The sequence below is a fragment of the Xylophilus rhododendri genome (assembly GCF_009906855.1).
GTDB lineage: Bacteria > Pseudomonadota > Gammaproteobacteria > Burkholderiales > Burkholderiaceae_C > Xylophilus > Xylophilus rhododendri.
The window spans coordinates 2,259,067-2,281,550 of record NZ_CP047650.1 but is presented as its reverse complement, the minus strand read 5'-3'; the positions used below and the strand labels follow the sequence as shown (position 1 = coordinate 2,281,550).

At 69.7% G+C, this 22,484-nt stretch carries 19 protein-coding genes; 12 read left to right on the top strand and 7 right to left on the bottom strand.

Features of this window, described 5'->3' with window-relative positions:
- Positions 1-26: 26 nt before the first annotated feature.
- The 3 genes from GT347_RS10520 to GT347_RS10510 are packed head-to-tail and all read right to left on the bottom strand — an operon-like array spanning position 27 to position 2,926.
- A complete protein-coding gene (locus GT347_RS10520) occupies positions 27-1,166 on the bottom strand; it encodes a PilT/PilU family type 4a pilus ATPase (protein WP_160551906.1) in 1,140 nt (379 codons plus the stop codon).
- A 28-nt stretch (positions 1,167-1,194) separates the two neighbouring features.
- Entirely contained in the window at positions 1,195-1,827 is a 633-nt protein-coding gene (locus GT347_RS10515) for a Crp/Fnr family transcriptional regulator (protein ID WP_160551905.1), read from the bottom strand.
- Positions 1,828-1,882: 55 nt separating this feature from the next.
- Positions 1,883-2,926, bottom strand: a complete 1,044-nt coding sequence (locus tag GT347_RS10510; protein WP_160551904.1) for a type IV pilus twitching motility protein PilT — start codon at positions 2,924-2,926, stop codon at positions 1,883-1,885.
- A gap of 50 nt (positions 2,927-2,976) precedes the next feature.
- Here GT347_RS10510 and GT347_RS10505 point away from each other — a divergent pair, with 50 nt between their 5' ends.
- Positions 2,977-3,687: a YggS family pyridoxal phosphate-dependent enzyme gene (locus GT347_RS10505; RefSeq protein ID WP_160551903.1), complete on the top strand. Its 711-nt coding sequence runs from the start codon at positions 2,977-2,979 to the stop codon at positions 3,685-3,687.
- Between the two features lie 13 nt (positions 3,688-3,700).
- Here GT347_RS10505 and GT347_RS10500 read toward each other — a convergent pair whose 3' ends face one another.
- Positions 3,701-4,966 carry an MFS transporter gene (locus tag GT347_RS10500; RefSeq protein WP_160551902.1) on the bottom strand — a complete coding sequence of 422 codons (1,266 nt, stop codon included), beginning with the start codon at positions 4,964-4,966 and terminating at the stop codon, positions 3,701-3,703.
- 102 nt (positions 4,967-5,068) lie between these two features.
- The gene (gene rocF, locus GT347_RS10495; protein WP_160551901.1) at positions 5,069-5,977 is read right to left on the bottom strand and encodes an arginase; all 909 of its coding nucleotides are present in this window, start codon (positions 5,975-5,977) and stop codon (positions 5,069-5,071) included.
- A gap of 234 nt (positions 5,978-6,211) precedes the next feature.
- Here rocF and GT347_RS10490 point away from each other — a divergent pair, with 234 nt between their 5' ends.
- Positions 6,212-7,651 carry a TackOD1 domain-containing metal-binding protein gene (locus GT347_RS10490; protein ID WP_160551900.1) on the top strand — a complete coding sequence of 480 codons (1,440 nt, stop codon included), beginning with the start codon at positions 6,212-6,214 and terminating at the stop codon, positions 7,649-7,651.
- A gap of 66 nt (positions 7,652-7,717) precedes the next feature.
- Here GT347_RS10490 and GT347_RS10485 read toward each other — a convergent pair whose 3' ends face one another.
- A complete protein-coding gene (locus GT347_RS10485; RefSeq protein ID WP_160551899.1) occupies positions 7,718-9,202 on the bottom strand; it encodes an FAD-linked oxidase C-terminal domain-containing protein in 1,485 nt (494 codons plus the stop codon).
- A gap of 32 nt (positions 9,203-9,234) precedes the next feature.
- Positions 9,235-10,647, bottom strand: a complete 1,413-nt coding sequence (locus GT347_RS10480) for an aminotransferase-like domain-containing protein (RefSeq protein WP_160551898.1) — start codon at positions 10,645-10,647, stop codon at positions 9,235-9,237.
- A gap of 139 nt (positions 10,648-10,786) precedes the next feature.
- Here GT347_RS10480 and GT347_RS10475 point away from each other — a divergent pair, with 139 nt between their 5' ends.
- The 10 genes from GT347_RS10475 to GT347_RS10430 all read left to right on the top strand — a co-directional run bounded on the left by GT347_RS10475 (position 10,787) and on the right by GT347_RS10430 (position 22,481).
- Entirely contained in the window at positions 10,787-11,638 is an 852-nt protein-coding gene (locus GT347_RS10475) for a substrate-binding periplasmic protein (RefSeq protein WP_160551897.1), read from the top strand.
- A gap of 5 nt (positions 11,639-11,643) precedes the next feature.
- On the top strand, positions 11,644-12,441 hold the full coding sequence (locus GT347_RS10470; RefSeq protein ID WP_160551896.1) for an amino acid ABC transporter ATP-binding protein: 798 nt from the start codon (positions 11,644-11,646) through the stop codon (positions 12,439-12,441).
- On the top strand, positions 12,441-13,115 hold the full coding sequence (locus tag GT347_RS10465; RefSeq protein WP_160551895.1) for an ABC transporter permease subunit: 675 nt from the start codon (positions 12,441-12,443) through the stop codon (positions 13,113-13,115). Before GT347_RS10470 ends, GT347_RS10465 begins: the two co-directional genes overlap by 1 nt.
- Before the next feature lie 12 nt (positions 13,116-13,127).
- Positions 13,128-13,799 (top strand): amino acid ABC transporter permease, encoded by a 672-nt coding sequence (locus tag GT347_RS10460; RefSeq protein WP_160551894.1) that lies wholly within the window; start codon positions 13,128-13,130, stop codon positions 13,797-13,799.
- Between the two features lie 76 nt (positions 13,800-13,875).
- Positions 13,876-15,948, top strand: coding sequence for a hydantoinase/oxoprolinase family protein (locus GT347_RS10455; RefSeq protein WP_160551893.1), 2,073 nt, complete (start codon positions 13,876-13,878; stop codon positions 15,946-15,948).
- Entirely contained in the window at positions 15,945-17,618 is a 1,674-nt protein-coding gene (locus GT347_RS10450; protein WP_160551892.1) for a hydantoinase B/oxoprolinase family protein, read from the top strand. The genes GT347_RS10455 and GT347_RS10450 overlap by 4 nt, the downstream gene beginning before the upstream one ends.
- A gap of 27 nt (positions 17,619-17,645) precedes the next feature.
- Positions 17,646-19,031, top strand: a complete 1,386-nt coding sequence (locus tag GT347_RS10445; protein WP_160551891.1) for an aminotransferase — start codon at positions 17,646-17,648, stop codon at positions 19,029-19,031.
- A 23-nt stretch (positions 19,032-19,054) separates the two neighbouring features.
- Entirely contained in the window at positions 19,055-19,819 is a 765-nt protein-coding gene (locus tag GT347_RS10440; protein WP_407704161.1) for a class II aldolase/adducin family protein, read from the top strand.
- A gap of 59 nt (positions 19,820-19,878) precedes the next feature.
- The gene (locus GT347_RS10435; RefSeq protein WP_160551889.1) at positions 19,879-20,964 is read left to right on the top strand and encodes an AbrB family transcriptional regulator; all 1,086 of its coding nucleotides are present in this window, start codon (positions 19,879-19,881) and stop codon (positions 20,962-20,964) included.
- Positions 20,965-21,005: 41 nt separating this feature from the next.
- The gene (locus tag GT347_RS10430) at positions 21,006-22,481 is read left to right on the top strand and encodes an aldehyde dehydrogenase (RefSeq protein WP_160551888.1); all 1,476 of its coding nucleotides are present in this window, start codon (positions 21,006-21,008) and stop codon (positions 22,479-22,481) included.
- Positions 22,482-22,484: the final 3 nt, after the last annotated feature.

The window sequence follows — 22,484 nt, the reverse complement described above, 5'->3', positions numbered from 1 at the left end:
TTAAGCCAGTCGATATGACCGGCCGATCAAACGATCTGCAGGTGCTCGGTTCCGCTGGAGAGATCCTGCTGCGCCTTGGCCCGCTGGCTGTTGAGCTTGATCTGCAGCCGCAGGTCGTTGAGCGAGTCGGCATTGCGCAGCGCGTCCTCGTAGGTGACCGCGTTGCTCTCGTACAGGTCGAACAGCGCCTGGTCGAAGGTCTGCATGCCCAGGTTGCGGCTCTTCTTCATGATCTCCTTGATCTCGGAGACATCGCCCTTGAAGATCAGGTCGGCGATCAGTGGCGTGTTCAGCATCACCTCCACCGCCGCGGCCCGGCCCTTGCCGTCCTGCACCGGGATCAGGCGCTGCGAGATCATGGCCTTCAGGTTGAGCGAGATATCCATCAGCAGTTGCTGGTGTCGCTCCTCGGGGAAGAAGTTGATGATGCGGTCGATCGCCTGGTTGGCGCTGTTGGCATGCAGGGTGGCCAGGCAGAGGTGGCCGGTCTCGCTGAAGGAGATCGCATGCTCCATCGTCTCCTTGTCGCGGATCTCGCCCATCAGGATCACGTCGGGCGCCTGGCGCAGGGTGTTCTTCAGCGCGATCTCCCAGTTGTCGGTATCGAGCCCGACCTCGCGCTGGGTGACGACGCAGTTCTTGTGCGGATGCACGAACTCCACCGGATCCTCGATGGTGATGATGTGGCCGTAGGAATTCTCGTTGCGCCAGTCCACCATGGCCGCCAGCGTGGTCGACTTGCCCGAGCCGGTGGCGCCCACCAGGATGCACAGGCCGCGTTTGGCCATCACCACTTCCTTGAGCGCCGTCGGCATGCGCAGGGTGTCGAGCGTGGGGATGTTGGTCGGGATCAGCCGCAGCACCATGCCGACCTTGCCCTGCTGCACGAAGGCGTTCACGCGAAAGCGCCCGATGCTGGCCGGCGAGATGGCGAAGTTGCACTCCTTGGTGCGCTCGAATTCCGAGGCCTGCCGGTCGTTCATGATGGAGCGGGCCAGCGACAGCGTGTGCGCCGCGCTCAGCGGCTGGGGCGAGACCTTGGTGAGCTTGCCGTCCACCTTCATCGCCGGCGGGAAATCGGCGGTGATGAACATGTCGCTGCCGCCGCGGCTGATCATCAGCTTGAGCAGGTCGTTGATGAATTTACTGGCCTGATCGCGTTCCATGACTCGTTTCCCCGGGGCTGCCGGCGGTTTACTTGTTCTCGCCCAGGCTGGCGCTGACCATGCGCAGCCGCAGCGACAGCTTGCGGGCCAGCAGCGCCACCAGGTGGCAGGCGGTGTGCGGCTCGGCGTCCATCATCTCGTCCATGGCTTCGGCGCTGAGCACGGCCACGTCGCAGTCGGTCAGCGTGGTGCAGGCCGAGAAACGCAGGCCGCTGTCGAGCAGCGACATCTCGCCCAGGATGTCGCCCGGGCGGGTTTCGGCCAGGCGCAGGCGTTCACCCCAGGGCTGGCGGCGGTCCACCGAGATGCCGCCTTCGAGCAGCACCAGCATGAAGTTGCCGTACTCGTCCTGGCGGATGATCTCGCGCCCCGCGGGCACCGTGGCGAAGTGGAAGAAGCGCTCCAGCAGGGCGATGCGTTCGGGCTCCAGCGAGCACATGTGCTTGTCGCGCGCCCAGAGGTGCTGCATCAGCTTGATGCCGCGGCCGGCGGCCAGCCGGCGAGCGCCGATCTCCACCGCACGTGCGTCCCAGGGCACCAGCAGGGTGGCATCCACGCCCTGGTCGGCAAAGGCGGTGGAGAAGAAGACCGAGTCGGTCGCCTCGCCGGCAGGGGTCGGGGGTACCGGATTCCTGCCGAGCAGTCCGAGGATGCCTTTCATGCACTTTTCTCCCAATGGCTTGTGGCCTGTCGATTAAAGAACACGTTCGCCTTTTTCAGCCGGGGAAGTTTTCCGGGCTCTTGGCCTTGGAGCGCGCCTCGGCGGGCGCGATGATGTTGCGCCGCACCAGGTCGGTCAGGTTCTGGTCCAGGGTCTGCATGCCCACGCCGTTGCCGGTCTGGATGGCCGAGTACATCTGCGCGATCTTGGACTCGCGGATCAGGTTGCGGATGGCCGAGGTGCCCAGCATGATCTCGTGCGCCGCCACGCGGCCGGTGCCGTCCTTGGTCTTGCACAGGGTCTGCGAAATCACGGCCTGCAGCGATTCGGAAAGCATCGCCCGCACCATGTCCTTCTCCTCGGCGGGGAACACGTCGACGATACGGTCGATGGTCTTGGCGGCCGAAGAGGTGTGCAGGGTGCCGAAGACCAGGTGGCCGGTCTCGGCGGCGGTCATGGCCAGGCGGATGGTTTCCAGGTCGCGCATTTCGCCGACCAGGATGGCGTCCGGATCCTCGCGCAGGGCCGAACGCAGGGCCGAGGCGAAGCTCCTGGTGTGCGGGCCGACCTCGCGCTGGTTGATCAGGCACTTCTTGGATTCGTGCACGAACTCGATCGGGTCTTCCACCGTCAGGATGTGGCCGTGCTCGTTCTCGTTGAGGTAGTTGACCATGGCGGCCAGCGTGGTCGACTTGCCGGAGCCGGTCGGGCCGGTCACCAGCACCAGGCCGCGCGGCTTCATGGCCAGGTCGGCGAAGATCTTGGGCGCGTTGAGTTGCTCCAGCGTCAGGATCTTCGAGGGAATCGTGCGGAACACCGCGCCCGCGCCGCGGTTCTGGTTGAAGGCGTTCACCCGGAAACGCGCCAGGCCTTCGATCTCGAAGGAGAAGTCGATCTCCAGGAACTCCTCGTACACCTTGCGCTGGGTGTCGTTCATGATGTCGTAGACCATCGAATGGACCATCTTGTGGTCCAGCGGCTCGACATTGATGCGGCGCACGTCGCCGTGGACCCGGATCATCGGCGGCAGGCCTGCCGACAGATGCAGGTCGGAGGCCTTGTTCTTCACGCTGAAGGCCAGCAACTGTGTGATATCCACTCAAGCTCCCTACTGATTAGCCGGATCGTTTTGCTACGCTCCGGACCATTATGACAACGATCTGTAACACTCTGGAGGCAGTTGGCGAACGCATCGCCGCCGCCTGCCGGGCGGCCGGCCGCAACGCAGGCGAAGTGCGCCTGCTGGCCGTCTCCAAGACCTTCGGCGCCGACGCGGTGCAGGAGGCGCTGCAAGCGGGCCAGACGGCCTTCGGCGAGAACTACCTGCAGGAGGCAGCCGCCAAGATCGATGCGCTGCCGGGCCTGGACATCGAATGGCATTGCATCGGCCCGATCCAGTCCAACAAGACGCGGCTGGCGGCCGGGAAGTTCGACTGGGTGCAGTCGGTGGACCGACTGAAGATCGCCGAGCGCCTGTCCGAGCAGCGGCCGGCCGGCATGGCCCCGCTCAACATCTGCCTGCAGGTCAATATCGACGGCGGCGCCAACAAGTCAGGCGTGGCGCCGCAGGACCTGCCCGAACTGGCCCGCGCTGTCGCGGCGCTGCCGAACCTGCGCCTGCGCGGGTTGATGACGATTCCCGAGCCGGCGGCCGACTACGCGGGTCAGCTGGCGGTGCACCGCCGTGCACGCGAGCTGTTCGATGCGCTCGTCGCGCAGGGCCTGCCGCTGGACACGCTGTCGATGGGCATGTCGGGCGACATCGAGGCCGCCATCGCCGCCGGCAGCACCATGGTGCGGGTCGGCTCGGCCATCTTCGGCAGCCGGCCGCCTGCGCCTGCCGCCGCCGCCGCGGACTGAAGCAAACCGCGCCTCAGGCGGCGCGCACCGGCTGCGCCGAAGCCGGGCTCTCGCCGTACGACTGCACCTTGCCCACCCACCACATCGCCAGCACGATGCAGGCGCAGCACACCCAGCCGTTGGTGCCGTAGCCGGAGATGTGGCCGGAGGGCGAGATGGTCAGCATCAGCCCGCCGATCCAGGCGCCGGTGCCGGTGGCGATCTGCTGCACCGCCGAGTTCACGCTCATGAAGGCGCCGCGCCGGTGCGGCTCGGGCACGGTGGTCAGCAGCGCCTGCACCGGGATCATGCGGGCGTTGCCGCTGACGATGAAGAAGGGGAAGAACAGGATCAGCCCCCACAGCGGCAGCTGCGGCAGGTGCGTCATGAACAGCGCCGGCAGCAGCGAGCACAGGGCGGCGATGCGGAACACCTCGCGTTTGCCGAAGCGGTCGGCCATGCGGCCCACCGCACGCGAGGTGAAGAACATGGCGGCGCCGCCGGCCATGTAGATCAGCGAGATGCTCTCCGGCTGCACCCCCAGGTTGCCCACGAAGTTGGGCGAGATGAAGGGCACGATCAGCATGTGCGCGCCCATCACCAGCGCGGTCAGCGCGAAGCCGCGCAGGTGCGCCGGCTCGCGCATCAGCGACCACAGGTCCGGCAGGGTGCGCGACAGCGGCACCGCCGGCACCCGGATATGCGCGGTGAGCGAGGGGATCACCTTCCAGGCGCCGACCCAGATCGCCACCGACAGCACCACCAGCTCGAAGAAGGGCGAACTCCAGCCGAAATGCGCGCCCAGCACCACGCCCAGCGGCACGCCGGCGACGGCCGCCAGCGAGAAGGAGGTCATCACCACCCCCATGGCCGCGCCGCGCCGCTGCGGCGGGATCACGTCGCCGATGATGGCCAGCACCAGCGAGCCCAGCACGCCGCCGGTCAGGCCGGCGAAGGCGCGCGACAGCAGCAGGGCGTGGTAGTTGGTGGCCAGCGCGCAGATCAGGTTCGACAGCGCGAACAGCGCATACACCACCAGCAGCAGCCTGCGGCGGTCGAAGCGGTCGATATAGGTGGCGGCCAGCAGGCCCGAGATGCCGGCGCACCAGGAATAGGCCGACACCGCCGCGGCGAAGGCCGCCGGTCCCACCGTGAAGGCCTGCATGATCTGCGGCCCCATCGGCATCATCACCATGAAGTCCACAATGATGGTGAACTGGGTCAGTGCGAGCAGCCAGAGCAGGGCGCGTTCCCGGCCCGGAGCCAGGAGTGGAGCCGCGGTGGGAACGGGAGGAGTCATGGCGTGAAGGGGCGGTATCGCGCTGCGAAAAGCCCATGAGCCTAGCAGCGATCGCCCTGGCTCGCCCGCAGCACGCCCCAAGCCTGTGCCGGGTGCTCTGGTTTAGAGCGTGCTCTGGCCGAACAGGCTCTGCAGCAGCTCCACCGCCACTTCCGCCGTGCGGTTGCGCACGTCGAGCGCGGGATTGACCTCCACCACGTCGAGCGAGCCGAGCCGCCCGGTGTCCGCGATCATCTCCATGCACAGCTGCATCTCGCGGTAGCTGGGCCCGCCGCGCACCGCGGTGCCCACGCCGGGCGCGTCGGCCGGGTCCAGGCAGTCGACGTCGAAACTCACATGCAGATGGGTGTTGTCGTCCACGTCCATCAAGGCCTCGGTCATGGCCGCGCGCATGCCGTGCTCGTCGATGTAGCGCATGTCGTAGACCGACAGGCCGAAGCTGCGGATGGCCAGGCGCTCGCCCGGGTCCACGCTGCGGATGCCCAGGAAATCGATGTCCTGCGCGCGGATCGCCTGGGCACTGCCGCTCCAGCCGCTGAGCGCCGCCGGCCCGCGCCCCAGCAGGCAGGCCACCGGCATGCCGTGCAGATTGCCGCTGGGGCTGGTGGCCTCGGTGTTCACATCGGTATGGGCATCCAGCCAGAGCACCCGCAGCGGCTTGCCTTCGCGCCGGCAATGCGCCGCCACCGCGCTGATCGAGCCGATCGCCAGGCAGTGGTCGCCGCCCATCATCACCGGCACCGCGTCCTCGGCCAGCGAGAGCGACACCGCATCGAACACCGCCCGGTTCCAGGCCACCACCTCTTCCAGGTTGTGGTGCGGCTCGTGGGCCGAGGCCCGCTCCAGCGCCAGCGGGCCGGCCAGATTGCCCTGGTCCTGCACCTCCAGGCCCAGCTGGCGCAAGGCCGGGGCGATGCCGGCCACCCGCAGCGCCTCGGGGCCCATGCTGCAGCCGCGCACGCTGGCGCCGACGTCGGTCGGCGCGCCTATCAGGTGGACACGGGTCTGCATGGCGGAGCCTCCGGAACGAGCAAAAAAGGAATTGTGCGCGAGGCGGCATAGGGGCTCCGGATGCGGGTTTTCTTGAATCGATTGTTTACATGCAATCAATTGTTTTACTGCTGTAAGTGGGCGCATGCATTTGGGGTCGCCTCGAATAATCGATTTCGCTTTTTCCACCCATCCGAGCCGCCAGCCCGCCGCCGTGCCGGGAACGCCGCTCCCGCCGTTTCAGGAATCGATCTCATGTCCATGCAGCTCGCCATGCCCGCGCCGCAGCAGATCGCTGCGTCCTTCGCCGTCGATGCGGCCGATCTCGCCGATCCCGACCTGCCCCCCTTGCTGATCTTTCGGGCCGACAGCGCCCCCTGGCCCGCCCGGCCGCGGGAGCGCGCCGTGCACCAGTGGGCCGACGTGGCCCGGCTGACCGAGGAGCCGGCCGGCTTCTACCTGGGCCGCGGCCTGAAGGCGAGCGACGCCGATGCGCTGCTCGACCGCATCCGCCGCTCGCCCTGGTGGTATCTGCCGGTGCTCTCGGCGCCGGGCCGCACGGCGCCGCTGGCCGATGCCGCGGCCGACCTGGTCGACGCGCTGGACATCTGCGACCGCGCCCGCGCCGCCCGCGAGGAACTGGGCCTGTCGCCCAACGGCCTGCCGCTGATCGAGCGCCTGCTGTATTTCCTGCAGGTGCGCGAGGGCAGCCAGCTCTGGCCCGAGCGCGACCGGCGCCACAAGTTGCTCTACCGCTATCCCCTGGCCGAGGCGCTGGCCAGCCCGCACGACGACGTCGGCTCCTGCCTGGCCACCATGCTGCGCGGCCGCCTGCTGGAGCCCGCCAAGCTGGTCGACCGCACCCGCCACTGCTGCCGCTGCAACAGTGCGCACATCCATTTCGTGGAGGTCTGCCCGACCTGCGGTGGCCTGGACATCCGCACCACCGCCGCCTTGCCCTGTTTCGCCTGCGGCTACGTGGCGCCGGAAAGCGACTTCCTGCGCCGCGACGGCCTGGTCTGCCCGCGCTGCGATGCGGCCGAGCCGAACATCGGCGTGGACGAGGAGGAGCCCATCCTGCAGCAGGTCTGCGGCCACTGCCAGAAGGCCTTCGCCACCAGCGTGACGCAGGCCCATTGCCTGGACTGCGACCACGTCTGCAGCCCGGACGAACTGGAGATCCGCGAGATCGCCTCCCTGCGCCTGACCGCCGCCGGCCAGGCCTATCTGCGCACCGGCTCGCGCCAGCAGCCGCTGGCGGTGTTCGACACCCTCAACTCGGTGCAGCCGCAGGAGTTCATCCGCACGGTGGACTGGGCGCTGGCCGCGCAGTCGCGCCGCGCCGAGGTGGGCTTCGGCCTGCTGCTGGTCTCCCTGCACGACACCGGCCTGCTGCAGGACGGCAGCCCCCTGGCCACCCGGCTGACGCTGAGCCTGGCCGAGTTCGCGCGCCAGCTGCGCGGCCTGATCCGCGCCTCGGACAACACCACTCGCATCAACGGCGACCGTCTCTGGTTCTACCTGCCCTTCTCCGATGCGCTCGGCGCGCGCCGGCGTATCGACGGCGTGCTGGCCCTGGCGGAGTTCCGCGAGCTGGTGAAGGAGCTGCGCATCGATGTGCGCGGCATGCAGCTGCCCGAGCGGCGCAACTCGGGCGAGGATGCGGCGGCGCTGATGAAGCGGCTGGGCGGCTGAGAGTCCGTCTCCAAAATATGTATCTTTGTGTTTGCGGACTAATGCCGCCTGGCCGGTCCGGCCGGACTAGAACCTGGGCAGCTCCGCAAACCTCTGCACCCCGCCGCGCACCACTTCCCGGCCGTACTCGGCGCAGCGGGCCAGGGTGGGGATGACCTTGCCCGGGTTCAGCACGCTGGCCGGGTCGAACGCATGCTTGACGCCCAGCATCTGCGCGTTCTCCTCGGCGCTGAACTGCACACACATGCTGTTGAGCTTCTCCACGCCCACGCCATGTTCGCCCGACACCGTGCCGCCCATGGCCACGCTGGTCTCCAGGATGTCGGCGCCGAAGAGTTCGCAGCGGTGCAGCTGGTCCGGATCGTTGGCATCGAAGAGCACCAGCGGATGCAGGTTGCCGTCGCCGGCATGGAAGACGTTGCAGCAGCGCAGGCCGTACTTCTGCTCCATCGCCTGGATGGCGAGCAGGATGTCGGCCAGGCGCTTGCGCGGAATGGTCGAATCCAGGCACATGTAGTCGGGGCTGATGCGGCCGGAGGCGGGGAAGGCGTTCTTGCGGCCGCTCCAGAAACGCAGGCGCTCGGCCTCGTCGGCGCTGCAGGTGATGGCGGTGGCGCCGCAGCCGCGCAGCACGGCGGTCATGCGGTCTATCTCCTCGGCCACCTCCTCGGGTGTGCCGTCGGATTCGCAGAGCAGGATGGCCTCGGCTTCCAGGTCGTAGCCGGCGTGCACATAGTCCTCGACGGCGATGGTCATGGGTTTGTCCATCATCTCCAGGCCGGCCGGGATGATGCCGGCGGCGATCACCGCGGCCACCGCGTCGCCGGCTTTGCGGATGTCGTCGAAGCTGGCCATGATGCAGCGCGCCAGGCGTGGCTTGGGCACCAGTCGCACGGTGACCTCGGTCACCACCGCCAGCATGCCTTCGCTGCCGACCAGCACGGCCAGCAGGTCCAGGCCGGCCACGTCCAGCGCCTCGGAGCCGAACTCCACCGGCTCGCCGTCGGCGGTGAAACCACGGGCGCGCAACACGTTGTGCACCGTCAGGCCGTATTTCAGGCAGTGCACGCCGCCGGAGTTCTCGGCCACGTTGCCGCCGATGGTGCAGGCGATCTGGCTGGACGGGTCGGGCGCGTAGTAGAGGCCGTGCGGCGCGGCCGCCTCGCTGATCGCCAGGTTGCGAACGCCGCACTGCACGATGGCGGTGCGGGCGCGGGCGTCGATCTTCAGGATCTTGTTGAAGCGCGCCAGCGACAGCGTCACGCCGCGTGCGTGCGGCAGGGCGCCGCCGGACAGCCCCGTGCCCGCGCCGCGCGCCACCACCGGCACGCCCAGGCGGTGGCAGGTGCGCAGCACGGCCTGCACCTGGTCCTCGGTCTCGGGCAGCACCACGGCCATCGGCCGCTGGCGGTAGGCGCTCAGGCCGTCGCATTCGTAGGGTGTGGTGTCCTCGCTCTGCCACAGGATGGCGTGCGCGGGCAGCACCTGCGAAAGGGCGGCGACGGCGGCGCGCTGCTCGGTGGCGGTGGGGGGCGCAGCGGTGATGTCCATGGCGTGGCTTCTGCGGGATTCGTTTGTCGGAGCTAGAGCGTGGCGCGCACCCGCGAGAAGGCGCTCCAGAAGGCCGCGTCCTGCGTGGTCGCGAAGTTGATGCGCATCAGGGTGGACGCCTGCCGGCCGGCGAGGAACAAGGCGCCCGGCGCCAGCAGATAGCCATCGTCGAACATCCGCTGGGCCAGCAAATCGGTATCGACCCCGGTATCCACCCAGCCGAACAGCCCCGCCGGCTCGGCGGCGAACACGCAGCCGGCCGCGCGCGCCAGCTCCACGCTGCGGTTGCGCGCCGCATCCAGCCGGATGCGCACCCGCTCGGCATGGCGGCGCAGCTGGCCCTGTTCCATGCAGATGGCGAGAGCCTGCTCCAGCAGGGTGGGGGTGGTCAGCGTGGCCAGCAGCTTGGTGTCGAGCAGGCGTTCCACCAGGGGCGCCGGCGCGGCCAGGTAGCCCACACGCCAGTTGGGCGCCAGGATCTTGGCGAAGCCGCCCACGTAGATGGTGCGCTGCAGGCCGTCCAGGGCGGTCAGCCGGGTGGCGTGTTCGGGCGCGATGTGGCCGTAGGTGTCGTCCTCGACGATGTGGAAATCGAAGGCCTGCGCCAGCTGCAGCAGCCGGTGCGCCGCGCCCGGCGCCAGGCTGTAGCCGGTGGGGTTGTGCAGCACACTCACACTCACGAAGAGCCTGGGCGCATGGGTCTGGCAGTAACGCGCCATGACGTCCAGGTCGGGCCCGTCGGCGCGGCGCGGCACCGGCAGCACCCGCATGCCCAGGGCTTCGAGCCGGGCGAATTCCACCGACCAGCCCGGCTCCTCCACCAGCACCGGATCGCCGGCCTTCAGCAGGGTGCGGCTGACGATGTCCAGCGCATGGGTGGCGCCCACGGTGGTCATGATCTGTTCGGCCGTCGCCGGTATGTGCTGCGCCGCCAGCCGGTGCGCCAGCAGGGCGCGCAGGCCGGCATCGCCCATCGGTTCGCCGTATTGCAGCGAGGCCTTCGCCCAGGCCTTGCTGGCGGCCACCTTGCGCACGGCGGCCGGCAGGGCCGGCAGGTCGATCCAGTCGGCCGGCAGCACACCCGAGCCCGGCTGCGGCCGGGAAGACTGGTGGAACATGCCGCGGATCAGCGCGGTGGCATGCATGCCGGAGCCCGCCGGCAGCGGACCGGCATCGGGCGCCTGGCCGGCAGCCGCGGGCGGCACCGGCAGGGCCAGCGTGTCGCGCACGAAGAAGCCGCGCTGGCGCCGCGCCTCCACCAGGCCCTGGGCCAGCAGCACGTCGTAGGCGGCCACTACCGTGTGCGGGCTGACCTCGTGCTGGCGCGCGCATTCGCGCACCGAGGGCAGCCGGGCCCCCGGCGCCAGCAGCCGGGCGCGGATGCGCTCGGCGAAGCGGCCGGCCAGCTGCTCGGTCAGGGTCTGCGATGCGGTGCGGGTGAGCATGGGGCGACTGTACGTCCTGCCCCGCAGCCCCCCGAAACGCCGCACCGAATGCGTGCCGCCGCGCTGGCATGCATGTTGCTCATCCATAAATAGAACCTTGTTCCACTCAGTAGAACTTTTCTTTTTAAGGATGCGCCCGATGCCTGCTACCCGAGACCTCTCCCGCCTGCGGCCCCTGCTCTTCGTGTCCCTGCTGTTCTGCGGCGCGGTCCACGCCGAGGGCAAGATCGTGGCCGCCTCCGACGTGGGCTACCAGCCCTTCTCCTCGGCCAAGCCCAGCGGCGGCTACGAGGGCATCGACATCGACATCGCCGCGGCGCTGTCCAAGGAGATGGGCAAGACCATCGAGGTGATGGACCAGCCCTGGTCCACAACCTTCGCCGGCCTCAACGCCAAGAAGTTCGACATGGTGCTGTCGCCGGCCATGATCACCAAGGAGCGTTCCGAGCAGGTGCTGTTCGCCCAGGCCTACGGCGACGCCACCTACCAGTTCGTGCTGAAGAAGGGCGGCGTGAAGGTCAGCACGCCCGCCGACCTCAAGGGCAAGGTCATCGCCGTCAACAAGGGCAACCTGTTCGACAAGTGGCTCACCGCCCGCCAGGCCGAATTCGGCTGGACCATCAACCGCTACGACAAGAACAGCGACGCCATCCAGTCGGTGGCCAGCGGCCAGACCGACGCCGCCCTGGTCTACAGCGCCGTCGCCGGCTACGTGGCCAAGCAGAGCCCGGTGCTGGCCACCTCCGACTACGTGATCAACAACGGCGAGGTCTACGGCTACGGCTTCCGCAAGGACGACAAGGCCAACCGCGACGCGGTCGACCTGGCCCTGCAGTGCCTGAAGAAGAACGGCACCCTGGCGGCCATCTACAAGAAGTGGACCGGCCTGGAGGCGCTGCCCGACGGCGCCATGATGAAGGTCAGCGCCGGTGTCGGCCAGCCGGGCTTCGCCGGCTACGACGCCAGCGTTCCCGCCCCGAAGTGCAAATGAAGGCCATGGCGGCAGAGACCTGGCTGGCCGGCGAGGCGGCCCGGGCCGCCGCGCCCGAGGCAGCGCCGGCGAAGACGGTGGTCGAGCTGGTCAAGGTGCGCAAGAGCTACGGCCAGACCGAGGTGCTCAAGGGCATCGACCTGCGGGTGCGCCAGGGTGAGTGCGTCTTCCTGATCGGGCCCTCGGGCTCGGGCAAGAGCACGCTGCTGCGCTGCTGCAACCGCCTGGAGGAGCTGAGCTCCGGCGACGTGCTGGTCGACGGCGTGAACATCTACTCGCCCCATGTGGACGTGAACCGGCTGCGCACGCAGATGGGCATGGTGTTCCAGTCCTTCAACCTCTATCCGCACATGAGCGCCCTGGGCAACGTCACCCTGGCCCTGCGCCATGTGCTGGGCAAGGGGCGCGAGGAGGCCGACGCCATCGGCCACGCCATGTTGAAGCGCGTGGGCCTGTCCGACCGCGCCGGGCATTTCCCCTCGCAGCTCTCGGGCGGACAGCAGCAGCGCGTGGGCATCGCCCGCACCCTGGCGCTGCAGCCCAAGGTGGTGCTGTTCGACGAGCCCACCAGCGCGCTCGATCCGGAGCTGGTCAACGGCGTGCTGCAGACCATGCGCGAGCTGCGCGACAGCGGCATGACCATGATGGTGGTCAGCCACGAGATGCGATTCGCCCGCGAGGCGGCCGACACCGTGGTCTTCATGGCCGACGGCGCCATCGTGGAGCAGGGCACGGCGCAGCAGGTCTTCGGCCAGCCGCAGCATGCGCGCACGCGGGAGTTCCTCTCGCAGGTGGAGCGCTGATGTCGCCCATCGTCGACAACTTCTTCAACCCGGCCTTCATGCTGAAGTACGGGCCCTCGATCGCCTTCGGCCTGTGGGAGACGGTGCAGATGGCCGTGCTGGTGGTCGCCACCGGCCTGGCCGGCGGGCTGCTGCTGGCGGCGCTGCGCACCTTCGCCTTCAAGCCGGCCAATTTCCTGATCGTGGTCTTCGCCGACATCTGCCGCGCGCTGCCGCCGCTGGTGCTGATCATCGTCTGCTACTTCGGCCTGCCGCTGCTGGGCCTGCGCCTGCCGGGCTTCTTCGTGGCCTGGGCGGTGCTCAGCGCCATCCTCATGGCCTTCGCCGAGGAGGTCTTCTGGGCCGGCCTCAACAGCATCCACAAGGGCCAGTGGGACGCCGCCCGCTCCACCGGCCTGGGCCTGGCCAGGACGCTGCGCCTGGTGATCCTGCCGCAGGCCGTGCGGGTGGTGGTGCCGCCGCTGACCAGCCGCGTGGTGGCCACCGTCAAGAACACCGCCCTGGCCTCCACCGTGGCCGTGCCCGACATGCTCTCGCGCGCCTCCGAGGCCCTGGCCGAGGGCGCCAACACCACGCCGCTGACCATGGCCGCCATCGGCTACCTGCTGCTGCTGCTGCCGCTGGTGCTGCTGTCGCGCCGGCTGGAACGCCGCTACGCCTGGACCGCCCGCTGAGGACCCGACGACATGGACGCCTTCCTGCTCAACTTCCTCAACTTCGACATCCTGGCCCTGGTCTGGCCGCAGCTCATGCGCGGCCTGCTGGTCACCGCCGAGCTGAGCGCGGTGGTGGTGCCGCTGGGCCTGGCCGTGGGCCTGCTGGTGGCCTGCGCCCAGTCCTTCGGCCTGCGCTGGCTGGACATCGCCATGATGGCCTACGTCGATTTCCTGCGCGCCTTCCCGCCGCTGGTGCTGCTGGTCTTCGCCTACTACGCGCTGCCCTTCCTGGGCATCGAGCTGTCCACCTTCATGGCGGTGGTGCTGGCCCTGGTGCTCAACACCTCGTCCTATTTCGCCGAGGTGTTCCGTGCCGGCATCGAGAGCATTCCCAAGGGCCAGGTCGAGGCCAGCCGCTCCACCGGCCTGAACGCGCTGCAGACCCTGATCCACGTGGTGCTGCCGCAGGCCGTGCGCAAGATGACGCCCGACCTCATCAGCAACATCCTGGAGACCGTCAAGCTGACTTCGCTGGCCAGCGTGGTCACCCTGCCGGAGCTGCTGCGCGTGGCCCGCATGGCCCAGGGCAACACCTTCAACGCCACGCCGCTGGTGGCGGCCGCCCTGATCTACCTGGTGCTGCTGTGGCCGGTGGTGCGCATGCTGTCGCACCTGGAGCAGCGCTCCCTCGCCGCCCGTTGAACGGCTTTCTTTTGTCCCTTCGAAAAATGGAATCGGATTCCCGCCAGTGGAACCGCCGACCGCATCTATGGAAAACATGATCCGCCTTTCCTTCGACATCGGAGGCACCTTCACCGACTTCGTGCTGGAGGACCAGACCCGCGGCGTGACCCGCTACTGGAAGACCTTGTCCACCCCCTCCGCGCCCGAGAAGGCGGTGGTGCAGGGCGTGAAGGACCTGCTGGCCGCCGAGGGCGTGGCCGCATCGAGCGTCGGCATGCTGCTGCACGCCACCACCGTGGCCACCAACGCCATCCTGGAGCGCAAGGGATCGCGCACCGCGCTGATCACCACCGAGGGCTTTCGCGACGTGCTGCTGCTGGGCCGGCAGAAGCGCTACTCCACCTACAACATGCACCTGGCCAAGCCGGAGCCGCTGATCCGCCGGCGCGACATCTTCGAGTTGCCCGAACGCAGCTTCCTGCGCGAGAAGGCCCACGTCGCGCCGGTCGCCGCCGAGGTCGATGCGCTGCTCGGCGACATCGTCGCGCGGGGCTACGAGGCGGTCGCCATCTGCCTGCTGCACTCCTATGTGAACCCGGCGCACGAACGCTTCGTCGCCGAACGCGCCGCCGTGCTGGGCCTGGAGATCGACGTATCGCTCTCCAGCGAGGTGTCGCCGCGCTTCCGGGAATACGAGCGCACCTCCACCGTGGTGGCCAATGCCTACGTCAAGCCCATCGTCTCGCGCTACGTCAGGCGCCTGGACCAGGCGCTCAAGGCCGAGGGCATCGCCGCCGACCTCTACATCATGCAGAGCAACGGCGGCCTGGTCTCGCCCGAACTCGCCACCGGCCTGCCGGTGCGCATCGTCGAAAGCGGGCCGGCCGCCGGCGTGCTGATGTGCCGCGCCATCGGCCGCGAGGAGGCCATGCCCGACCTGCTGACCTTCGACATGGGCGGCACCACGGCCAAGCTCGGCGCCATCGACGCCGGCGAGCCCGCCATCCTGCCCACCTTCGAGGTCGACCAGGTGCAATACACCAAGGGCTCGGGCCTGCCGCTGAACATCTCGGCCATCGAGATGCTGGAGATCGGCGCCGGCGGCGGCTCCATCGCCATGGCCGAGCTGGGCGCGATCCGCATCGGCCCCGAGAGCGCGGGCTCCGAGCCCGGCCCGGTCTGCTACGGCCGCGGCGGCACCCGGCCCACGGTGACCGATGCCAACCTGGTGCTGGGCTACCTCAACCCGGGCGCCTTCAACGGCGGCAACATGCAGCTCGACCTGGCAGGCGCCCGCCGCGCGGTGGAGATCCACCTGGCGCAGCCGCTGGGCATTTCCATCGAGGAGGCCGCGCTCGGCATCCACCTCATGGCCACCTCCAACATGGAGCGCGCGCTGCGGGTGATGTCGGTCGAGCGCGGCCGCGACCCGGCGAAATACGCGCTGGTGGGCTTCGGCGGCGCCGGCCCGGTGCATGCGGCCCGCCTGGCGCGCAACCTGCACATCCCCACGCTGGTGCTGCCGCGCGGCGCGGGCGTGGGCTCGGCGGTCGGCCTGCTGGCGGCCGATCCGAAGGTGGACTACACCGTGACCCAGGTCACCGCCATGGAGCCGGGCGCGCTGGCCGCGGTGCGCCGCCTGCATGCCGAACTGCAGGGCAAGGCGGCGTCCGACCTGGACCGGCTGAGCCGCAGCGAGGCCCGCGAGGAACGCTTCACCGCCACCGCCCGCTACGCCGGCCAGGGCTACGAGATCAATGTCGACGTGCCCGACGTGGCGCTGCCAGAGGGCGCCTTCCTGCAGGCCTTCCAGGAGGCCTTCGGCGAGGCCTACCGCAAGGCCTACGGCTACCACGACGCGGCGCGGGCGGTGGAGGCGGTGGACTGGACCTTCCACGGCTCCATGCCCCTGGGCGCCGGCCTGGCCTCGCCCTCGCGGCCTTCCGAAGGCGAGCCGCGCATCGGCACGCGCACCGCCTGGTTCACCCCCGGCGCGCCCGGCGAGGAGATCGCCATCTACGACCGCTACCGCCTGAAGGCGGGCCAGCCGGTCACCGGCCCCTGCGTCATCGAGGAAGCCGAAACCACCATCCTGCTGCTGCACGGCGATGTCGCCGAACTCAGCGCGCACGGAAACCTCATCGTCCGCATCGGAGCCAAGGCATGAAGCAAGACCTTCCCACCGTCAGCCCCATCACCATCTCGCTGGTCTGGAACAACCTCGTCTCGATCGCCGAGGAGATGGGCTCCACCCTGCGCCGCACCGCCTTCTCCGAAGCCGTGCGCGAGGCCGACGACTTCTCCACCGGCGTGTTCGACCGACACGGCCGGCTGCTCTCGCAGGGCAACTTCACGCCCGGCCACCTGGGCTCGATGCCGGCGGTGGTCAGGACCGTGTCGGCCATGTACCCCGGCGACAGCCTGCAGCCGGGCGACGCCATCGTCACCAACGACAGCGCGCTGGGCTCGGGCCACTATCCCGACTTCTACATGGTGCACCCGGCCTTCATCGACGGCGTGTTCTGGGGCTGGATCGTCAACATCGCCCACCAGGTGGACGTGGGCGGCGCCGCGCCCGGCTCGCAGAAGGTGATCGGCGTGACCGAGGCCTACCAGGAGGGCATCCGCATCCTGCCGGTGAAGATGATCCGCGCCGGCGTGTTCGACCCGGAGATCATGCGCATCCTCACCGGCAACATCCGCCTGCCCGACGCGGTGGTGGGCGACCTGGCGGCCCAGCGCAACGCCAACGAGGTGGGCGTGGCGCGGTATGCCGAGCTGGTGAAATCGGTCGGCGCCGGCGTGCTCGACGCCTGCATCGACCACATCCTCGACGCCAGCGAGAAACGCATGCGCGAGCGCATCGCCGAGATCCCGGACGGCAGGTACAGCTTCGACGACTACCTCGACGGCATCGGCGAAGGCGAGGGCGGCCTGATCCCGGTGGCGGTGGACATCGAAGTGGCCGGCGACCGCCTGTCGATCGACTTCTCGCGCTCCGGCGACCAGGTGGGCGCGGCCATCAACGCCTACTTCAACTTCACCCGCGCGCACGGCTTCTTCGCCGTGAAGTGCCTGACCGACCCGAGCCTGCCGCAGAACGACGGCGGCCTGCGCGCCATCGAGGTCAAGGCGCGGCCGGGCTGCTTCTTCAACCCGCAGTTCCCGGCGCCCTCGGGCGGCCGGGCGGCGATCCAGATCCGCATCTTCGAGCTGATCAACGGCGCCATGGCCAAGGCCCTGCCGCACAAAACCATGGCGGCCTTCTCGCACTGGTCCAACCCCATCCTCTCGGGCATCGACGACAGGACCGGCAAGCGCTTCATCTACTACGACCTGCTGTTCGGCGGCTACGGCGCGCGCCACGACAGCGACGGCCTGGAGGGCACGGCGCCGGTGATCAACTGCGCCAACATCCCGGTGGAAGTGCACGAGGCCGGCAGCCCGGTGGTGGTGCACCGCCTGGCCCTGCTGCCCGACACCGGCGGCGCCGGCCGCATGCGCGGCGGCTGCGGCCTGGCCAAGGACATCGAGCTGCTCTCGGGCTCGGCCACGCTCACGCTGCTGGGCGACCGCCACGTCAAGCCGCCGCACGGCATGGACGGCGGCGGCGCCGGCGCGCTGGCCTCCTCCATCCTGGTGCGCGACGGCGTGGAAACCCGCCTGATCAGCAAGCAGATGCTGGACATGAAGGCCGGCGACCTGCTGCGCCTGCGCCTGGCCGGCGCCGGCGGCTACGGCCCGGCGGCCGAACGCGACCCGGCCCGCCTGGCCGACGACATCGCCGACGGCTACGTCAGCGCGGCCGGCGCGGCCCGCGACTACCCCGCCCTCTAAGACAACCCCCTTCCGGAGCCTCTTCCCATGTCCCTGATCCTGAACCCCACCGCCAGCCCGGCGCTCTCGCCCATCGCCGCGATGGACGCGGCGCATTCGGTGCATCCGCACACCAACCTGCGCCGCCACCTGGAGCAGGGCCCGAGCATCATCACCCGCGGCGACGGCATCTACGTGGAGGACGAGGCCGGCCAGCGCTACCTCGAAGGCGCCGCCGGCCTCTGGTGCGCCTCGCTCGGCTTCGGCAACGCCCGCCTGGGCGCGGTGGCCGCCAAGGTCATGACCGAGATCGGCTATTACCACAACTTCCGCAGCGCCTCGACCCCGGCGGCCGCCGAACTCTCGGCCAAGCTCGCCTCCTTCGCGCCGCCCGGCATGGACAAGGTGCTGCTGCAGTGCTCCGGCAGCGAGGCCAACGACACCGCGCTCAAGCTGGTTTGGTACCACTGGGCCGGCCAGGGCCAGCCGCAGCGCCGCAAGATCATCTCGCGCCTGGGCGCCTACCACGGCACCGGCGCCGTCACCGCCTGCCTGACCGCCAAGGCCAACTTCCACACCGGCTTCGGACTGCCCTTCGACGGCTTCCTCTACACCGGCATGCCCTACCACTACCGGCACGCCCATCCGGGCGAGGACGAGCAGGCCTTCTCCAGCCGCCTGGCGGCCGAGCTCGAAGCCATGATCGAACGCGAGGGCCCCGAGACCATCGCCGCCTTCTGGGCCGAGCCGGTGATGGGCTCGGGCGGCGCGGTGGTGCCGCCGGCCGGCTATTTCGACAAGATCCAGGCGGTGCTGCGCAAGTACGACATCCTGCTGGTGGCCGACGAGGTCATCTGCGGCTTCGGCCGCACCGGCGAGATGTGGGGCAGCGAGACCTACGGCATGACACCCGACCTGATCTGCTCGGCCAAGTCCCTGTCGGCGGCCATGGTGCCGATCTCGGCGGTGCTGATCGGCGAGCGGGTCTTCAACGGCATGATGGCCCAGACCGACCGCCTCGGCAGCTTCGCCCACGGCTACACCTACGGCGGCCATCCCATGGCCTGCGCGGTGGCGCACGAGGTGCTGACCATCTACGAGGAGATGGACCTGATCGGCCACGTCAAGAGCGTGGAGCCCCTGTTCCTCGCCGGCCTGGCGGGCCTGTCCGACCGCGAGTACGTGGGCGATGCCAGCGGCGTGGGCCTGATCGGCGCGGTGGAGATCGTCACCGACCGCGCCACCAAGGCCATGGCCGACGCGGCGCTGATGGCGCGCATCGACGCCGCCACCCGCGCCCGCGGCCTGATCGTGCGCCTGGTGGGCAACCGCGTGGCCCTGTCGCCGCCGCAGATCATCTCGGCCGCCGAGGTGCAGGAGATGTTCGAGCGCCTGGGCCTGGCGCTGGACGAAGTGTTCGGCGCTGTTCGCTGAGAAGGGCCGCCCCGATGGACTGCATGCAACACCGGCCGGCGCAGGTGCCGGCCGAGGAATGGACCATCCGCTGCGAGCTGGCGGCGCTCTACCGCCTGATCGCGCATTTCCGCTGGTCGGACCTGATCTACACCCACATCTCGGCGCGCCTGCCGGGCACACGCCACCAGTTCCTGATCAACGACTACCGGCGCATGTTCCACGAGATGCGGGCCTCGGACCTGGTGAAGATCGACCTGGAGGGCCAGAAGATCGACGCGGGCGCCGAGGACCAGGTGGTCAACCGCGCCGGCTTCGTCATCCACTCGGCGCTGCACGAGGCGCGCCTGGACCTGCGCTGCATCGTGCACACGCATTCGCGCGCCGGCATCGCGGTGTCGGCGCAGCAATGCGGCCTGCTGCCGATCAGCCAGCATGCGCTGAAGTTCCATGGCCACCTGGCCTACCACGACTACGAGGGCATCGCCCTGGACACCGACGAGCGGACCCGCCTGGTGCGCGACCTGGGCGCCAGCCACCGCGCCATGATCCTGCGCAACCACGGCCTGCTGGTGGGCGGGCGCACCGTGCCGGAGGCCTTCGACCACATCTACTTCCTGGAGCGCGCCTGCGAGGCGCAGCTGGCCGCGCAGTCCGGCGGCATGGAGCAGATCGTCATGCCGCCCATGGCCGTGCGCGAGCACACGGCAGGGCAGTACCGCCACGAGGAGATACCGGCCTGGGTCGACATGGCCTGGGTGGCCGCGCTGCGGCTGATCGACGCGGAGCATTCCGACGTGTGGACATGAGCGGACCGGACATCAAGGCTGCGACCGGGGGGGAAGCAGGCAGGAGACGGAGCGTCCAGGTGCAGCGCAAGGCGGCCTGGGCGCTCCGGCTGGTGCTGGTCCTCTCGGTCTCCACGGCCGGCGGCTGGCTGGCGCATGGCGCCGGCGTGCCGCTGGGCTGGCTGCTGGGCGCGCTCGGCGCCTCGGCGGCACTGGCGCAGCTGGGGCTGTCGGTCAACATCGAGGCGATCCGGCCCTATGTGCTGATCTTCCTCGGCCTGGCCCTGGGCCAGACCTTCAGCCAGGCGGTGCTGCTGTCGCTGCTCGGCAGCCTGCCGGCCATCGTGCTCTGCGCCATGCTGACGGTGGCCGCCGGCCTGGTCGGCGCCCAGGTGTTCAGCCGCTACGGCGGGCTCGATGCCCGCACGGCCTTCTTCTGCGGCACGCCCGGCGGCGTGGTGCTGATGGCTATCCATGCGCGCGAGGCCGGCGTGTCGGAGCAGCAGGTGGTGCTGGCGCAGACCATCCGGCTGGTGCTGGTGGTGCTGGTCTATCCGGCCCTGGTGGCGCTGCTGTCGGCGCACGAGATCCAGGGGCCGGCCGGCCATGCCTTCGCCTCTGCGGCGGTGGCGCACCAGCCCGGCTCGCCCGGATCGCCCGGATCGCCCGGCCTGCTGCTGCTGTGGTGGCTGGCCGGCCTGGGCGCGGCCTTCCTCGGCAAGAAGGTGGGCATTCCCAATCCCTGGATGCTGGCGCCCTGCCTGCTGACGGCGGTGTTCGCCTCCTGCGGCGTGGCGCCCGAACCTGTGCCGGCCGAATGGATCGTGCTGGCCCAGTCGGTGCTGGGCATCTCGCTCGGATCGAGCATGACGCCGCAATTCATCCGCGGCTCGCGCCGCCTGCTGGCGGCCTCGGTGCTCTCGTCCATCGTGCTGGCCTTCATCCTGATCGTCATCGGCCTGGCCGCGGCCTGGATCTTCCGGCTGCCGCTGGCCGGCACCCTGCTGGGCATGGCGCCCGGCGGCATGCCCGAGATGGCGGTGACCGCCCAGGCGCTCAAGGTCTCGGTGCCGCTGGTGCTGGGCTTTCATTTCGTGCGGGTGGTGTTCAGCAACCTGCTGCTGGAGCCGGTCTGGCGCTGCGCCCGCGCGCTGCGCCTGGTCTAGCCCCCTTCCCATTTCTTCAGGATCGACAAGGACAAACGGCCATGACGCCACGCTACGAAAACCTGATCGACGGCCAGGACTGCCCGCCCGCCCAGGGCGCCTACCTGGACACCGAGAACCCCTGGACCGCCCGCGCCTGGGCGCAGATCCCGCGCTCCACCCCCGAGGACGTGGAGCGCGCCGTGGCGGCCGCCGCCCGCGCCTTCGGCTCGGCCGCCTGGTCCGGCATCAGCGCCACCCGGCGCGCGGCCCTGATGCGCAAGCTCGGCGACCTGGTGGAAGCCAACGCCCCGGAACTCGCGCTGGCCGAGACCCGCGACAACGGCAAGACCTATACCGAGATGCTGCGGCAAATGCAGAACACGGCCGAGTGGTACCGCTACTTCGGCGGCCTGTGCGACAAGATCGAGGGCCGGGTGATCCCGGTGGAGGCGCCCGGCCACCTCAACTACACCCTGCGCGAGCCGCTGGGCGTGATCGCCATGATCGTTCCCTGGAACTCGCCGGTGCGCCTGCTGGCCTGGAAGCTGGCGCCGGCGCTGGCCGCGGGCAACACCTGCGTGATCAAGCCCTCGGAGCATGCCAGCACCTCCATCCTCACCTTCGCCCGGCTGGTGCGCGAGGCGGGCTTTCCGGACGGCGTGGTCAACGTGGTCTGCGGCCTGGGCGCGGAGATCGGCCCGGCGCTGACCGACCATCCCGAGGTGGCCAAGATCGCCTTCACCGGCGGCGTCGGCTCGGGCACCGCGGTCTACGTGGCGGCGGCCAGGCGGATGCGGCCGGCCACGCTGGAGCTGGGCGGCAAGTCGCCCAACATCGTCTTCGCCGATGCCGACCTGGACGCGGCCGCCATGGGCGTGGCCGGCGGCATCTTCGCCTCCGGCGGCCAGAGCTGCGTGGCCGGCTCGCGCCTGCTGGTGGCCGACACGATCCACGATGCCTTCGTCGAGCGCCTGACCGCCATCGCCTCCCGCATCCGCCTGGGCGACCCGATGGACGCCGCCACCCATGTCGGCCCGGTGGCCAACCGGCCGCAGTTCGAGCAGATCATGCGCATGATCGCCATGGCGCGCGAGGACGGCGCCACCCTGGCCTGCGGCGGCGACTCCTTCACCGGCCCGGAGGGCGGCCTCTTCGTGCGGCCCACCATCTGCACCGGCGTGTCGGCCGACATGCGCATCGCCCAGCAGGAGGTCTTCGGCCCGGTGCTGGCGGTGCTGCGTTTCTCCACCGAGGAGGAGGCGGTGGCCCTGGCCAACAGCACCCGCTTCGGCCTGGGCGCCGGCATCTGGACCGGCGACGTCGGCCGCGCCCACCGCATGGCGGCGCGGGTGCGCTCGGGCACCGTCTGGGTCAACACCTACCGCATGACCTCGCAGAGCTCGCCCTTCGGCGGCTACGACCTGTCGGGCGTGGGCCGCGAGGGCGGGCAGGCCATGATCGACGGCTACCTGCAGACCAAGAGCGTCTGGGTCAACACCACCGGCGTCTCGCCGTCGGCCTTCCCGGGCCTGTGAGCC

Excerpts from the sequence above, each read along its gene's own strand:
- GT347_RS10460 (WP_160551894.1), top strand. The coding sequence starts at position 13,128 with ATGGACGCCTTCCTGCTCAACTTCCTCAACTTCGACATCCTGGCCCTG.
- GT347_RS10445 (WP_160551891.1), top strand. The coding sequence starts at position 17,646 with ATGTCCCTGATCCTGAACCCCACCGCCAGCCCGGCGCTCTCGCCCATC.
- GT347_RS10450 (WP_160551892.1), top strand. The coding sequence starts at position 15,945 with ATGAAGCAAGACCTTCCCACCGTCAGCCCCATCACCATCTCGCTGGTC.
- GT347_RS10520 (WP_160551906.1), bottom strand. The coding sequence starts at position 1,166 with ATGGAACGCGATCAGGCCAGTAAATTCATCAACGACCTGCTCAAGCTG.
- GT347_RS10490 (WP_160551900.1), top strand. The coding sequence starts at position 6,212 with ATGTCCATGCAGCTCGCCATGCCCGCGCCGCAGCAGATCGCTGCGTCC.
- GT347_RS10470 (WP_160551896.1), top strand. The coding sequence starts at position 11,644 with ATGGCGGCAGAGACCTGGCTGGCCGGCGAGGCGGCCCGGGCCGCCGCG.
- rocF (WP_160551901.1), bottom strand. The coding sequence starts at position 5,977 with ATGCAGACCCGTGTCCACCTGATAGGCGCGCCGACCGACGTCGGCGCC.
- GT347_RS10505 (WP_160551903.1), top strand. The coding sequence starts at position 2,977 with ATGACAACGATCTGTAACACTCTGGAGGCAGTTGGCGAACGCATCGCC.
- GT347_RS10455 (WP_160551893.1), top strand. The coding sequence starts at position 13,876 with ATGATCCGCCTTTCCTTCGACATCGGAGGCACCTTCACCGACTTCGTG.
- GT347_RS10475 (WP_160551897.1), top strand. The coding sequence starts at position 10,787 with ATGCCTGCTACCCGAGACCTCTCCCGCCTGCGGCCCCTGCTCTTCGTG.
- GT347_RS10465 (WP_160551895.1), top strand. The coding sequence starts at position 12,441 with ATGTCGCCCATCGTCGACAACTTCTTCAACCCGGCCTTCATGCTGAAG.
- GT347_RS10440 (WP_407704161.1), top strand. The coding sequence starts at position 19,055 with ATGCAACACCGGCCGGCGCAGGTGCCGGCCGAGGAATGGACCATCCGC.
- GT347_RS10500 (WP_160551902.1), bottom strand. The coding sequence starts at position 4,966 with ATGACTCCTCCCGTTCCCACCGCGGCTCCACTCCTGGCTCCGGGCCGG.
- GT347_RS10430 (WP_160551888.1), top strand. The coding sequence starts at position 21,006 with ATGACGCCACGCTACGAAAACCTGATCGACGGCCAGGACTGCCCGCCC.
- GT347_RS10480 (WP_160551898.1), bottom strand. The coding sequence starts at position 10,647 with ATGCTCACCCGCACCGCATCGCAGACCCTGACCGAGCAGCTGGCCGGC.
- GT347_RS10485 (WP_160551899.1), bottom strand. The coding sequence starts at position 9,202 with ATGGACATCACCGCTGCGCCCCCCACCGCCACCGAGCAGCGCGCCGCC.
- GT347_RS10515 (WP_160551905.1), bottom strand. The coding sequence starts at position 1,827 with ATGAAAGGCATCCTCGGACTGCTCGGCAGGAATCCGGTACCCCCGACC.